Source organism: Roseomonas sp. F4 (genome assembly GCF_053891155.1).
Map to the genome: position 1 here is coordinate 382,434 of NZ_JBSSHK010000001.1, position 12,248 is coordinate 394,681.

Sequence of the window (12,248 nt, forward strand, 5' to 3'; positions counted from 1 at the left end):
TCTGACCATGCAGGCGTTGCAGGAATGGGTCGGCCACTGGCGCGAGGTGGAGGACCAGATGACGGCCCCCGCCGCGCGCCGTCTGGCCGCGATGCTGGACCGGGCCCCGCCGGCCTTGGCCATCGGGGCGGAGGTGCCGCCGCATTGGCTGGCCATCCTGTTCGACGATGCCCAGCCGCAATCGCAGCTTGGCCCGGATGGCCATCCGGCCAAGGGTGATTTCCTGCCGCCGGTGGATCTGCCGCGCCGCATGCTGGCCGGGCGCCGCATCACCTATGGCAAGCCGGTGCGGATCGGCGCCGCGCTGGTCCGGCGGTCGGAGATCACCGCCATCACGCCCAAGCAGGGCCGCACCGGCCGGCTGGTCTTCGTGACGGTCCGCCACAGCATGTCCGGTCCGGACGGGATCGTGGCGGTGGAGGAGCAGGACATCGCCTATCGCGAGGCGGCGACCGGCGAGGCCGCCGCCAAGGCCGAGGCGGCGCCGCTGCCCGAAGCCATCTGGCGTGAGGATTTCAGGCCCGATCCGGTGCTGCTGTTCCGCTATTCGGCGCTCTGCTTCAACGGCCACCGCATCCATTACGACGTGGATTATGCGCGCGCCGAGGAAGGTTATCCCGGCCTGGTCGTGAATGGCGGGCTGACCACCATGATGCTGCTGGAGGCCGGGTTGCGCCACGCGCCCGCCGGCGCCCGGCTGCACAGCACCGACATCCGCACGCTGCGCCCGCTGAGCTGCGGCCGCCCCGCCCGGCTGGCCGGCGCGGCGCCGGATGGCGAGGGCGGACAGCTTCTCTGGGCGGAGGACGAAAGCGGCGCCATGGCGCTGCGCATCCAGGCGAGGTTCATCTGATGGCCGCATCCCCCAATGCCGGGCCGCTCGCGGGACTGCGTGTGCTGGACCTGTCCTCCGTCGTCGTCGGCCCGGTCTGCACCGGCGTGCTGGCGGAGCAGGGGGCGGAGGTCATCAAGCTGGAAAGCCCGGAAGGCGACCTGCTGCGCAAGCTGGGCGGCAAGGGCCGCACGACCGGCATGGCCGGCAAGTTCCTGAACTTCAACCGCGGCAAGCGCTCCATCTGCCTCGACCTGAAGCACCCTCGTGCCAAGGCGGTGCTGGCGCGCATCGCCGCCCGCTGCGACATCCTTGTCACCAATATTCGCCCGGATGCGCAGAAGCGTCTTGGCGTGGATGCGGCGACCCTGGCGGAAAAACTGCCGAAGCTGATCCATTGCTCGATCGTCGGCTTCCGGACCGACGGCCCCTATGCCGGCAAGCCGGCCTACGACACGGTAATCCAGGGCGTCTCCGGCATCGCCGGCTGTTTCGAGGCTTCCACCGGCGAACCTCGCTACGTGCCGATGCTGGTGGCCGACCATGTCTGCGGGCTGATCGCCGCCCAGCAGATCGGTTTCGCCCTCTACCGGCGGGAGAAGACGGGGCGCGGCGAAAGCCTCGAAATCCCGATGTTCGAGAACATGGCGGCCTTCGTGCTGCAGGAACATCTCGGCCCGATGTCCTTCCGGCCGGCCCTCGGCCCGCCCGGCGACCAGCGCGTGCTGAGCCCGGAGGCGCGGCCGCTGAAGACGGCGGACGGGTTTGTCTGCGTCTCCGCCAATACCGATGGCCAGGCGCATGGCTTCTTCCGCGCCATCGGCCGGCCGGAGCTGATCGAGGACCCGCGCTTCGGCACGGTCGCGGCGCGCACGGCCCATACCAAGGACTATTTCGCGCTGCGCGCCACTGCGCTGGTCGGCCGGCCCACCGCCGAATGGCTGGAGCTGTTCACCCAGCACGACGTGCCGGCGATGCCCTACAACACCCTCGAATCCCTGCTGACCGACCCGCATCTGCGCGCGACCGGCCTGGTGCGGGAGGAGGAGCATCCGACCGAGGGCGCCACCTTCGCCATCGGTGCGCCCAATATCCTGTCGGGCGGCATGGCTCCCGCCTTGCCCGCCGCCCAGCGGCTGGGCGCGGCGGGGCGTGACGTGCTGGCGGAGGCCGGACTCTCGGCCCAAGAAATCACCGAACTGGCGCGCGAAGGCGCGCTGAAACAATTGGAGGACCAGGAATGACCCCGAAGACCCTCGCCCGGCGCACGCTTCTCGGCGCCAGCGCCGGCCTGCTCGCCGCCCCCGGCATCCTGCGTGCCCAGGGCAACTACCCGGAGCGCCCCGTGCGGCTGGTGGTGCCGTTCACCCCTGGCGGCAGCACCGACATCCTGGCCCGCGCGCTCGGCGCCGAGTTGCAGGAGACCTTCGGCCAGCCCTTCGTGGTGGAAAACCGCGCCGGTGCCGGTGGCACGCTGGGCAGCGAGATCGTCGCCCGTGCGACGCCGGACGGCTACACGCTGATGATGGGCCATATCGGCACGCTGGCGGTGAACCCGGCGCTGTACCGCAACCTGTCCTTCGACACCGTGACCTCCTTCGCGCCGATCGTGCTGGTGGCGAATGTCGCGAACATCCTGGCGGTGAACACGCGCAAGCTGCCCATCACCACGGCGCAGGAACTGATCGCACGGGCGAAGGCCAATCCCGGCGCCATCACCTATGGCTCCGGCGGCAACGGCTCCGCCGCCCATACCGCGGTCGTCGCCTTCTGCCTGGCGACCGGCATCGAGCTGACCCATGTGCCCTATCGCGGCACCGGCCCCATGATGAACGACCTGATCGCCGGCCAGATCGACATGACGATGACCGGCGGCCCGCCGATCCTGCCGCCGGTGCGCAGCGGGTTGTTGCGCGCCATCGGTGTGTCCTCGCTCCAGCGCCTGTCCAGTGCTTCGGATATTCCGACGCTGGATGAGCAGGGCGTGACAGGTTTCGACGCGGTGCAGTGGTATGGGCTGGTCGCCCCTGCCGGCACGCCGCGCCCGATCATCGACCGTCTGAACGCCGCCAGCGCCACCGCGCTGCGTGGCGCGAAGCTGCAGCCGCGCCTGGCCGCCGAGGGTGCCGATGCCGCGCCCGGCACGCCGGAGCAGTTCCGCGACATGATCATCTCCGAGCGGGACCGCTGGGGCGAGGTGATCCGCCGCGCCAATGTGACGAATGAATAGCGCCGTGATGCACAGCACCCGTCGCGCCCTGCTGGGCGCGGCGCTGGCCTTGCCCGCGATCGGCACCGCCCGCGCGCAAGCCGCCTGGTCCCCCAGCCGCCCGATCCGCATCGTCGTGCCCTTCGGCCCCGGCGGCGTCGCGGATCTGACGGCCCGCGCCGTCGCGCAGCGCATCTCCGAACGGCTGGGCCAGCCGGCGGTGATCGACAACCGCCCCGGCGCCGGCGGCATCGTCGCCGGGCAGCAATTGATGGCGGCGCCGGCGGATGGGCACACGCTGCTCGTCGCGTCCAACGGCACGGCGATCAGCAAGGCGCTGTTCCGGCAATTGCCCTTCGACCCGATCGCGGATTTCGCACCGGTCGTCACCATGGGCGCCTTCCCGATCGCGGTGCTGGTGGCGCCGAATTCGCCTGATCGCGACATCGCCGGCCTGCTGGCGCGGCTTCGGGCCAATCCCGGGCGGTTGAACATCGGCAGCATCACCGCCGGCAGCACCCAGAACCTGTCGGCGGAGCTGTTCAAAATCCGCTCCGACACGCGCTTCGAGACCATCGCCTATCCGGCGACGCCGGCATTGACCACGGCGCTGATCCGCGGCGATGTCGATGCGGCCTTCGAGATCACCGGCCCCATCATGGGCCAGATCCAGGCCGGCGCGCTGCGCGTGCTGGCCGTGACCTCCGCCACCCGGGCGCAGAACCTGCCGAATGTGCCGACGCTGACGGAGGCCGGCGTGCCGGATTACGACGTCGCCTCCTGGAATGCGCTGATGGCGCGCACCGGCACGCCGCCCGAGGCCATCGCCGCCATCAACGCCGCGGTGAACGAGGCGCTGGGCAGCGCGGACCTGCGCGCGACGCTGACCGAGGTGGGGGTCGAGCCGCGCGGCGGCACGGCCCAGGCCATGGGCGAGCTGCTGCGCGCCGACACCGCGCGCTGGACCGAAGTCATCGAGAAGGCAGGAATCCCGCGCCAGTGAAAAAAGAAATCCCGACCTGCAAAGGCCCGGACCCCGATACCCGCACCCCGCGCCTGGTGCTGCCACCCGGCGCCTGTGACAGCCACTGCCACGTCTTCGGCCCCGGCGCGGTTTTCCCCTATGCCGAGGACCGTGCCTATACGCCCCCCGACGCGCCGTTCGAGGGGTTGGTGGCGCTGCACCGCAAGCTCGGCGTCTCCCGCGCCGTCATCGTTCATGCCTCCTGCCACGGCAGCGACATGACGGTGACGCTGGACGGCATCGCCCGCTCCGGCGGCACCATGCGCGGCGTCGCGGTGGTGGAGCCGGGGGTGACGGATGCGGAGCTGGCCCGGCTGCATGCGGGCGGCATCCGCGGCGTGCGCTTCAATTTTGTCCGGCACCTGGGCGGCATGCCGGACATGGCCTTCTTCCAGCGCGTCCTGGCACAGGCCGAGGCGCTCGGCTGGCATGTCGTGCTGCATCTGGATGCGCAGGACATCGTGCCTCTGGCCGACACCATTTCCTCCATCCGAATCCCCTTCGTCATCGATCACATGGCGCGGGTGAAGGCGAAGGAGGGTGTGGACCAGCCGGCCTTCCGGCAGTTGCTGGAGCTGATGAAGAACCCGCTGGCCTGGGTGAAGATCTGCGGCTCGGAGCGGATTTCCTCGGCCGGCGCGCCCTTCCTCGATGCCGTGCCCTTCGCCCAGGCGCTGCTGGCCGCCGCGCCGGATCGCTGCCTCTGGGGCACCGACTGGCCGCATCCGAATATCGCGGGCGACATGCCGAATGACGGCGACCTGGTGGACCTGCTGGGCGCCATGACGGACGATCCTGCGCTGATCCGCCAGGTGACGGTGGACAATCCAACCCGGCTCTACTGGGCCGACTGACCGGAACTTTTGGTACGGCGGGCGTTGCGAAGGGGGCGGGGCGGGCGAAACATGGCCGGCCCCGCCCTTTTTGAATCTGGACTGCGAAAACCATGGTCACGAAGAAGCCCCATCCCAGCACGCTGCTGGCGGTGGAGGACATGGACTTCCTGCTGCGCGACGAGATGCGCGCGGCGCGTTTCGGCATGGAATATCTGAAGGCGGAGCTGGCGCTGCGCGACTGGGGCGTGCGCTCCACGGTGGTCGTCTTCGGCAGCGCCCGCGTGCCGGACGCGCAGACGGCAGCCCGCGCGCTGGAGGCCGCTGACACGGAGGACGCCCAAAAGCTGGCGCGGCGGCAGGTGGCGCTGGCGGCGCATTACGAGAAGGCACGCGCCTTCGCCCGCATCGTCAGCCTGCGCGGCGGCGCCTTGGCCGAAAGCGGCGCGCCACGGGACAATGTGATCGCCACCGGCGGCGGCCCGGGCATCATGGCCGCGGCCAATCGTGGCGCGGCGGAGGTCGGCGCGCCCTCCATCGGCTTCAACATCACCCTGCCGCATGAACAGGCGCCGAATGAATGGTCCACCCCGGCGCTGACCTTCCGCTTCCACTACTTCGCCATGCGCAAGATGCACCTGGCGATGCGCGCCAATGCCCTGGCGGTATTTCCGGGCGGCTTCGGCACCTTCGATGAGCTGTTCGAGCTGCTGACCCTGGTGCAGTCGCGCAAGGCACCGGCTTTGCCCATCGTGCTGTTCGGCGGCGACTACTGGCGGCAGGTGGTGAATTTCGAGGCGCTGGTCGAGCACGGCATGATCGCCGAGGCGGATCTCGATCTGTTCGAGATCGTCGATGAACCGGAGGAAGGCTGGGCCGCGCTGGTGCGCCGTGGCCTGCGCGCGCACACTCCGCCTGCCCAGGTGCCAAGGCCGTAGGGACCAGCGCCCCTGCCTCCGAGCCTTCCTGCTGAGATCCGCGGCCCGCATCGCGGGCCGGGCGCCCGAATGGGCGCCGCCGCCAATGTGGCGAGCCAAGCGGCCTCAGCCCGCGCCGGCGACTGAGGTGAGCTTAAGCCCGCTTCGGGCGCTGGCCCAGCTCGGCCCGCCGGATCACCGGATGCGGGCCGGGGTTCAGCCGCCACATGGTGAAGCTCAGGAACGTCGCGAAGCCGACCCAGAGCAGATAGGGCGCCATCAGCCAGGCCGCCGTGGTGGAGATCGGCGCGAAGAGCAGGATGCAGGCGAGGATGGACAGGAACAGCGCCGCCGCTTCCACCGTTGCCCAGCCCAGCCGGCGCAGCCCGAAGAACACCGCCGACCAGCCGGCGTTCAGCAGCAATTGCACCGCCCAGACCGCGATCGGCAGGCCAAGGCCATCGGCGCGCCAGACCAGAAAGCCGGCGGCGGCGATCATCAGGTAGAGCAGGGACCAGGCGATCGGGAACAGCCAGTTTGGCGGGTTCCAGGACGGCTTGCGCAGCCCCTCATACCAGTCGCCGGGGCTGAACAACGCGCCGGTCGAGGCCGCCGCGAAACAGATGGCGAGGCAGCCCAGGGCGCCAAGGATCAAGGACCAGTCCATGGCTTCCTCATGTGGTTTGGCCGGCTTGCCCCATTTGGAAGGGGCGACATCCTAGATGAACGCCTCCGCCCGCCCTGTCCATCGCAGGCTTGGGTCGGGGCCTGTGAAACACCGGGCCAGGGTATAAGTTCGCCGCCGGATCACGTCCCCCGCGCCTCGGAGCCCGCCGCATGACGACCTGTCCTGATGGATTCGCCACAGGCTCCGCTGGGTGACGGGCACGCGCTTCTGGCCGCCCGCTTTGGCCGGCGCCACGGCGGTGCTGGCCGGGATCGGGCTGGCGCGATTCGCCTATGTGCCGCTGTTCCCGGCCATGGTCGGTGCCGGCTGGGTGGATGGCGGCGGCGCCGGGCTGCTCGGGGCGGCCAATCTCGCGGGCTATCTGCTGGGGGTGCTCGGCGGGCGCGGGCTGGCGGCGCGGATCGGCGTGCCGCGGGCGCTGGATGCCGGCATGGCGCTGGCCCTGCTCGCCTTCGCCGCCTGTGCCCTCCAGGGCGGGCTGTGGTGGTTCGTGCTGTGGCGCGGCCTGGCGGGCGCGGCGGGCGGCGTGCTGATGGCGCTGGTCGGGCCGGCGGTACAGGCCAGCGTGGCGCCGGAGGCCCGCGGCATGGCGGGCGGTGTGGTGATGTCGGGCGCCGGCAGCGGCGTGGTGGCGGTGGGGCTGCTGGTACCGCTGCTGCTGCTCGGCGGCCTGGCCTTTGCCTGGGCGGGACTGGCCGTAGTGGTCGGGCTGCTCTGGCTCGGCGCGCGGCCCTTCTGGCCGAGGCCGCCGGCGCTGGCGCCCGCCGAAGTGGCGCAGGCGGTGCCGCCCGCCTGGCGGCTGCTGCTGGCCTACGGCCTGTCGGGGGCCGGGATGGTGGCGCCGATGGTCTATCTGGCGGACCTCGCCGTGCGCGGACGCGGCCTGGTGGTGGAGGCGGCCTCCCTCGTCTGGGTCCTGTTCGGGCTGGGCGCGGTGGCGGGGACGCTGCTGGGCGGGCGGGTCGCCGGGCGGATCGGCGGCCGTCGGGCGCTGCCGATCTGGCTCGGCGTGCAGGTGGTGGCGCTGGCGGCGGCGCTGCTGCCCTGGTGGCCGGCGCTGCTGCTGGCCGCGCCGCTCGGCGGTTTTGCGGGGATCGGCGCGACGGCGGTGACGCTCGCCGCGGCGCGGGAGGTGGCGGGTGCGCAGGCGGGGGTGGTGTGGATCCGCGCCACGGCCGGCTATGCGGTGACCCAGGCCGGTGTCGCCTTCGCCCTGGCCGCGCTGTTCGCCGCGACAGGCGACAGCCACGCCGCCGTCTTCGGCGCCTGTCTGCTGCTGTCCTTCGCCGCGCTCGCGATATCCCTGGCAAGGCGCTGAAAAAGAAAAGGCGGAGCCCCTGGGGAAAGGGACTCCGCCGAGTTGGGGATGCCGGCGGGATCGGGGGGAGGCGGCCGGCATCCAGAGGGAGAGACGGGGTGCGGAAGCTCGGCAACCCCAGGGACGTTATGCACCCCAAATGGTTTCGCAGTGGTTTCCATCCGGGCGGGTTGCGCGGTCTTTTCGCGCGCGCGGCCCTGCCGTAAGCCCCTTTGGCAGGATCGGGAGAAGCAGGCATGGCGGGGAATGGTTCGGCGGGGCTGCCACTCAGCGGGCTGAAGGTGATTGAGCTGGGCCATTACATCGCCGGGCCCTTCGCCACGCGGCTGCTGGCGGACCTGGGTGCGGAGGTCATCAAGATCGAACCGCCGGAGGGCGACCCGATCCGTGGCTGGGGCAGCCGTCACAATGGGCATCCCGTCTGGTTCAGCATCCATGGCCGCAACAAGCTGTCGGTGGTGATCGACCTGAAATCGCCCAAGGGCCGCGAGCGCATCCTGAAGCTGGTGGCGCGCGCCGATGCGCTGGTGGAGAATTTCCGGCCGGGCTTCCTGGAGCGCATCGGGCTGGGGCCGGAGGTGCTGCACCAGGCGAATCCGCGCCTGGTCATCGCCCGCGTCTCCGGCTTCGGCCAGGATGGACCCTATCGCGACAAGCCCGCCTTCGGCTCGATCGGGGAGGCGATGGGCGGATTGCGGCACCTGACGGCGACGCCGGGCGTGACGGACCACCCGCCGCCGCGCTGCGGGGTTTCGATCAGCGATGACCTGGCGGGGATGTATGCGGCGCTGGCCGTGACCAGCGCCTGCTGGGGCATCAAGGGCGATCCGGAGGCCAAGGGCCGCATCATCGATGTGGACCTGGTGGGCGCGGTGTTCAGCCTGATGGAGGGGATGCTGCCGGAATACGGGCTGACCGGGGCGATCCGTCAGCCGGCCGGCTCCGCAATCCTGACCGCGGCGCCGACCAACACCTATCTCTGCGCCGATGGGAAGTGGCTGTGCATCGGCGGCAATTCGGACCCGATTTTCAAGCGGCTGTGCGATGCCATCGGCAACCCGGCGATGGGGGCGGACCCCCGCTTCGCCGACAATCGCGGCCGCTGCGCGAACATGGCGGAGATCGACGCGGAAATCGGACGCTGGACCCGCACCCTGCCGGCGGCGGAGGCGGAGGCGGTGCTGGAGGCGGCCGACATTCCCTGCTCCCGCCTGTATGACATCCGCGACTGCGCTGAGGATCCGCATTTCCGCGCGCGTCAGACGGTGATGGAGGTGGAGGACCCGCTGATCGGCACCACCCTGCTGCACCCCGCCGCGCCTTTCCGCTTCGACGGCGTGCCCCCGCGCGACATGGTGCGCTGGACGGCACCCGCCGTGGGCGCGCACAACGACCATGTCTTTGGCGAATTGTTGGGAGAAGCCCGTGATGCATAGCGCCGTGATCTCGGAAGTCGCGCCGCGCGACGGGCTGCAATCCATCGGCCCCTTCGTGCCGACCGCGACCAAGATCGAATTAGTCCGGAAGCTCTACGCCGCCGGGCTGCGGCGGATGGAAATCGGATCCTTCGTCAGCCCGAAGGCGATCCCGCAGATGGCCGATACCGGGGCGGTGCTGGCGGCGGCGCTCGAACTGCCCGGGCTGGAATGCACCGTGCTGGCCCCGAACCGGCGGGGCTTCGAGATGGCGAAGGCGGCGGGTGCGCATCGCGTCGGCGTTTTCATGTCCGTCACCGAAAGCCACAACAAGGCCAATGTGAATCGCAGCCGCATGGACAGCTTTGTCGATCTGTCCGGCATCGTGGGTGACGCACGCGCGGCGGGGATGAAGGTGCGGTTCAACCTGTCCTGCGCCTTCCACTGCCCCTTTGAGGGCGTGGTGCCGGAGGAGGATGCGCTGGATTGGGTGGAGCGGGTGCAGGCGCTGGACCAGGAGATCGAGATCAGCATCTGCGACACCACCGGCAATGCCGCGCCGGACCAGGTGCGCCGCGTCTTTGCCCATGCGATCCGCAGCTGGCCCGACCCGGATGGCAAGCCGCGCTTCGCCTTCCACGGCCATGACACCTACGGCATGGGCGTGGCGAATTGCGCCGCGGCCTGGGAGGCCGGCTGCCGCGTCTTCGACAGTGCGGCCGGCGGCCTCGGCGGCTGCCCCTTCGCGCCGGGGGCCACGGGCAATGTGGCGACGGAGGATGTAGCCTGGCTGTTTTCCCGAATGGGCGTGGCGACCGGGGTGGATTGGCCGGGGCTGCTGGAGGCTGCGGATTTCGCCGCGGCCATTCCCGGCGCTTTGCCGGGCGGGCGGATGCGGGCGGTGCCGGCGGCGCGACGGGCGGCGTAGCGTCCGCGGATGCGCGCGCTCTCCATCGTCCGGCCCGGCGGCAGTCGGATTGCCGCCGGGCTGAAGACGCTCGAGGTGCGGCGTTGGGTGCCGGAACTGCGCCCATCCGACGATTTGCTTATCGTCGAGAATGGCCGCTTTCTGACCGGGGAGGGGGAGGAAGACGCGGATGGCGTCGCCGTTGCCCTGGTCCGCGTGAACGCCATTCGCCCCTTCACCCCCGCCGACATGGCGGCCGCCTGCGCCACCTCCTTCGAGGAAGGCTGGCTGGCCTGGGAGCTGACGGATGTGAGGCCGCTTGCCCCTGGCCGGCGACTGCGCGCGGCGCGGCGGATCTATGAGGTGGATTTCCGGCCCTGATCCCACCCCAGGCCGCGTCGCTTCAGGCTCGATTCGATAAGGGCATCCTGCTAGTTTCAATGCGATGCGCCCCGTCCTTGCCATGCTGCTGCTGTTTGCCCTGGCGGCCTGCGGCACCTCCCGTACCGCGCCCGCGGTGGTCGCGCCGCTGCGGCCGCATCTCGGGGAGCCGATATCCTGCGTGCCCTATGCCCGCGCACGGTCGGGCATCGGGCTTTCGGGCGATGCCTGGCAGTGGTGGGATGCGGCGGCCGGGCGGTATGACCGGGGCGCAGCACCGCGGCCGGGCAGCGTGCTGGTCATCGGCCGCACGCCACGCATGCGCACTGGCCATGTCGCCGTCGTGTCTCGCGTGCTCGGCCCAAGGGACATCCTGGTGGACCATGCCAATTGGGCGACCGGCGCGGCGCGGGGGCGGATCATGACCGACCAGCGCGTGGTCGATGTGTCGCCAGGCAATGATTGGACGCGCGTGCGGGTCTGGTATCCGCCGATCAATGCGCTCGGCAGCACCGCCTTCCCGGCGCAGGGCTTTGTCCACGCCACGACCCGCTTCGCCGGCGGCTGAGACTTCTCTCCGGCCCGCCCAGCAGGCATTCTGTTTCGCAAGATTCCGGAGGAAACCATGAACACGACCCGCCGCGGCCTGATAGTCGCTGCCCTGGCGACCGCCCCCATCCTGTCTGCCCGGGCCCAGGGGAACTGGCCGGAGCGACCGCTGCGCTTCATCGTGCCCTTCCCGGCGGGATCGAGCCCAGACCTCACCGGCCGAGTCACCGCCGCGCATCTGGCGACGGCGCTCGGCCAGCCGGTGGTGGTGGACAATCGCGCTGGGGCCGGCGGGAATATCGGCACCGATGCCATGGCCAAGGCGACGGATGGGCACACCATCGGCCTGTCGATCAACGGCCCGCTCTCCACCGCCCCGGCGCTGTTCCCCAACCTGCCCTATGACCCTCTGCGGGATCTGAAGGCGATCTCCCTGCTGGTGCGCGGGCCGCAATTCCTGGTGGTGAACAAGGACCTGCCGGCCACGGACCTCGCCAGCTTCGTGGCGCATGTCCGCGCCAATCCGGGCAAGATCGCCTATGGCACGGTTGGTGCCGGCTCCGGCGGGCATCTCGGCATGGTCGATCTGGCGAACAAGGCCGGGGGGCTGGAGATGCTGCATGTGCCCTATCGTGGCTTCCCCGATGCGACGCTGGACCTCGTCGCCGGGCGCATCCAGGCTATGGTCGTCACCACCGCGGCGGTGATGGGCCAGGTGCGGGATGGCAGCATCCGCGCGCTGGCCGTCACCTCCGCCAACCGCTTCCACCTGACGCCGGATGTGCCGACCCTGGCGGAGCAGGGGATGCGCAACGCCGAATCCTATGGCTGGCAGATCCTGGTCGCCCCGGCCGCCACACCGCAGGACCGCATCCTGCGCCTGGCGGCGGAGGTGCAGAAGGGCCTGCGCGAACCGGCGGCGCGCCAGCGGCTGGAAGGGGCGGGCTTCGAGGTGATGGCCAGCACGCCGGAGGAGGCTGCGGCCTTCCTGGCGGAGGAGACCGATCGCTGGGGCGGCATGATCCGCCAGCTTGGCCTCCGCATGGAAGGATAAGGTTCTGCAACCGATCCGGGCCGGCATCGCCAACCGGTCCCGGAACCACGCAGAGGTGTAGGACCGACGCAGATCGGTCCTGAACTCCGTTGCCCCGGGCGCCGTTCCAACCGGCAGACCA

General features: G+C 70.6%; 13 protein-coding genes. 12 read left to right on the forward strand and 1 reads right to left on the reverse strand.

Features of this window, described 5'->3' with window-relative positions; all coding sequences use genetic code 11:
• The first annotated feature begins 7 nt into the window (after window positions 1–7).
• The 6 genes from ACVFYP_RS01815 to ACVFYP_RS01840 all read left to right on the forward strand — a co-directional run bounded on the left by ACVFYP_RS01815 (window position 8) and on the right by ACVFYP_RS01840 (window position 5,836).
• Window positions 8–853 (forward strand): HTD2 family dehydratase, encoded by an 846-nt coding sequence (locus ACVFYP_RS01815; protein ID WP_499198410.1) that lies wholly within the window; start codon window positions 8–10, stop codon window positions 851–853.
• The gene (locus ACVFYP_RS01820; protein ID WP_499198411.1) at window positions 853–2,076 is read left to right on the forward strand and encodes a CaiB/BaiF CoA transferase family protein; all 1,224 of its coding nucleotides are present in this window, start codon (window positions 853–855) and stop codon (window positions 2,074–2,076) included. Before ACVFYP_RS01815 ends, ACVFYP_RS01820 begins: the two co-directional genes overlap by 1 nt.
• Complete coding sequence (locus ACVFYP_RS01825; RefSeq protein WP_499198412.1) at window positions 2,073–3,062, forward strand: Bug family tripartite tricarboxylate transporter substrate binding protein; 990 nt, start codon at window positions 2,073–2,075, stop codon at window positions 3,060–3,062. The genes ACVFYP_RS01820 and ACVFYP_RS01825 overlap by 4 nt, the downstream gene beginning before the upstream one ends.
• A 7-nt stretch (window positions 3,063–3,069) precedes the next feature.
• Window positions 3,070–4,044, forward strand: a complete 975-nt coding sequence (locus ACVFYP_RS01830) for a Bug family tripartite tricarboxylate transporter substrate binding protein (RefSeq protein WP_499198413.1) — start codon at window positions 3,070–3,072, stop codon at window positions 4,042–4,044.
• Window positions 4,041–4,919 carry an amidohydrolase family protein gene (locus ACVFYP_RS01835; protein ID WP_499198414.1) on the forward strand — a complete coding sequence of 293 codons (879 nt, stop codon included), beginning with the start codon at window positions 4,041–4,043 and terminating at the stop codon, window positions 4,917–4,919. Before ACVFYP_RS01830 ends, ACVFYP_RS01835 begins: the two co-directional genes overlap by 4 nt.
• Before the next feature lie 92 nt (window positions 4,920–5,011).
• Window positions 5,012–5,836, forward strand: a complete 825-nt coding sequence (locus ACVFYP_RS01840; protein WP_499198415.1) for an LOG family protein — start codon at window positions 5,012–5,014, stop codon at window positions 5,834–5,836.
• A 133-nt stretch (window positions 5,837–5,969) separates the two neighbouring features.
• Here ACVFYP_RS01840 and ACVFYP_RS01845 read toward each other — a convergent pair whose 3' ends face one another.
• Entirely contained in the window at window positions 5,970–6,482 is a 513-nt protein-coding gene (locus tag ACVFYP_RS01845; RefSeq protein WP_499198416.1) for a TspO/MBR family protein, read from the reverse strand.
• Window positions 6,483–6,693: 211 nt separating this feature from the next.
• Here ACVFYP_RS01845 and ACVFYP_RS01850 point away from each other — a divergent pair, with 211 nt between their 5' ends.
• From ACVFYP_RS01850 to ACVFYP_RS01875, 6 genes are all read left to right on the forward strand, one after another.
• The gene (locus ACVFYP_RS01850) at window positions 6,694–7,821 is read left to right on the forward strand and encodes a YbfB/YjiJ family MFS transporter (RefSeq protein WP_499198417.1); all 1,128 of its coding nucleotides are present in this window, start codon (window positions 6,694–6,696) and stop codon (window positions 7,819–7,821) included.
• A gap of 236 nt (window positions 7,822–8,057) precedes the next feature.
• Window positions 8,058–9,257, forward strand: a complete 1,200-nt coding sequence (locus ACVFYP_RS01855) for a CaiB/BaiF CoA transferase family protein (RefSeq protein ID WP_499198418.1) — start codon at window positions 8,058–8,060, stop codon at window positions 9,255–9,257.
• Complete coding sequence (locus tag ACVFYP_RS01860; protein ID WP_499198419.1) at window positions 9,250–10,164, forward strand: hydroxymethylglutaryl-CoA lyase; 915 nt, start codon at window positions 9,250–9,252, stop codon at window positions 10,162–10,164. The genes ACVFYP_RS01855 and ACVFYP_RS01860 overlap by 8 nt, the downstream gene beginning before the upstream one ends.
• 9 nt (window positions 10,165–10,173) lie before the next feature.
• A complete protein-coding gene (locus ACVFYP_RS01865) occupies window positions 10,174–10,524 on the forward strand; it encodes an ASCH domain-containing protein (RefSeq protein WP_499198420.1) in 351 nt (116 codons plus the stop codon).
• A gap of 64 nt (window positions 10,525–10,588) precedes the next feature.
• Entirely contained in the window at window positions 10,589–11,092 is a 504-nt protein-coding gene (locus ACVFYP_RS01870; RefSeq protein WP_499198421.1) for a CHAP domain-containing protein, read from the forward strand.
• Between the two features lie 57 nt (window positions 11,093–11,149).
• Entirely contained in the window at window positions 11,150–12,127 is a 978-nt protein-coding gene (locus ACVFYP_RS01875; RefSeq protein WP_499198422.1) for a Bug family tripartite tricarboxylate transporter substrate binding protein, read from the forward strand.
• Window positions 12,128–12,248 lie beyond the last annotated feature (121 nt).

Excerpts from the sequence above, each read along its gene's own strand:
- ACVFYP_RS01840 (WP_499198415.1), top strand. The coding sequence starts at position 5,012 with ATGGTCACGAAGAAGCCCCATCCCAGCACGCTGCTGGCGGTGGAGGAC.
- ACVFYP_RS01845 (WP_499198416.1), bottom strand. The coding sequence starts at position 6,482 with ATGGACTGGTCCTTGATCCTTGGCGCCCTGGGCTGCCTCGCCATCTGT.
- ACVFYP_RS01860 (WP_499198419.1), top strand. The coding sequence starts at position 9,250 with ATGCATAGCGCCGTGATCTCGGAAGTCGCGCCGCGCGACGGGCTGCAA.
- ACVFYP_RS01815 (WP_499198410.1), top strand. The coding sequence starts at position 8 with ATGCAGGCGTTGCAGGAATGGGTCGGCCACTGGCGCGAGGTGGAGGAC.
- ACVFYP_RS01865 (WP_499198420.1), top strand. The coding sequence starts at position 10,174 with ATGCGCGCGCTCTCCATCGTCCGGCCCGGCGGCAGTCGGATTGCCGCC.
- ACVFYP_RS01875 (WP_499198422.1), top strand. The coding sequence starts at position 11,150 with ATGAACACGACCCGCCGCGGCCTGATAGTCGCTGCCCTGGCGACCGCC.
- ACVFYP_RS01855 (WP_499198418.1), top strand. The coding sequence starts at position 8,058 with ATGGCGGGGAATGGTTCGGCGGGGCTGCCACTCAGCGGGCTGAAGGTG.
- ACVFYP_RS01820 (WP_499198411.1), top strand. The coding sequence starts at position 853 with ATGGCCGCATCCCCCAATGCCGGGCCGCTCGCGGGACTGCGTGTGCTG.
- ACVFYP_RS01870 (WP_499198421.1), top strand. The coding sequence starts at position 10,589 with ATGCGCCCCGTCCTTGCCATGCTGCTGCTGTTTGCCCTGGCGGCCTGC.
- ACVFYP_RS01825 (WP_499198412.1), top strand. The coding sequence starts at position 2,073 with ATGACCCCGAAGACCCTCGCCCGGCGCACGCTTCTCGGCGCCAGCGCC.
- ACVFYP_RS01830 (WP_499198413.1), top strand. The coding sequence starts at position 3,070 with ATGCACAGCACCCGTCGCGCCCTGCTGGGCGCGGCGCTGGCCTTGCCC.